At 59.5% G+C, this 529-nt stretch carries 1 protein-coding gene and 1 pseudogene; both read right to left on the reverse strand.

Annotated elements, in window-relative coordinates:
- Window positions 1–211 (reverse strand): annotated as a pseudogene (locus tag MD273_RS18880) (ABC transporter permease); the annotation flags it as partial.
- A gap of 57 nt (window positions 212–268) precedes the next feature.
- On the reverse strand, window positions 269–529 hold a 261-nt coding region (locus tag MD273_RS18885), incomplete at its 5' end, for a family 1 glycosylhydrolase (protein WP_239039301.1).

Below are 529 nucleotides of genomic sequence, written 5' to 3' on the forward strand. Positions count from 1 at the left end.
GCCCGATATAGAGCACATATTGCTGGAGGATCGACTGGTCGAGGCCGAGCCTGGACCTCAGATCGGCGATGTCCTGCGGCGTCGCATCCGGTCCGAGCATCACCGCGGCCGGATCGCCAGGGGTCACGCGGACGATCACGAAGACGATCGTGACCACCAGAAACATCACGATGATCATTCCAAACAGGCGTTTGAGAATATACCGGATCATGAATTCGTTTTCCTGTTTCGGCGGCCCGGACATGCCGGGCCAGCGCTCTTGGCAAGCTCAGAGGGCATTCTTGGCGATCACGCCCTTCGGAATGCGCTGCAGCGTCGGATAATCGACATAAACGAGGCCGAAGCGCTTGGAATAGCCGCGCCCCCACTCGAAATTGTCCATCAGCGACCAGGCGAAATAGCCGCGGATGTCGTGGCCTTCATCGATCGCGTCGAGGAGCGCGCCGAGATACTGGTTGAAATAGCTTATGCGCTGGGGATCGACGACCGTGCGGTCCGGTCGCAACATGTCGGGATAGGAGGCGCCGTT

This window comes from Marinobacter sp. C7 (assembly GCF_022343555.1).
GTDB lineage: Bacteria > Pseudomonadota > Gammaproteobacteria > Pseudomonadales > Oleiphilaceae > Marinobacter.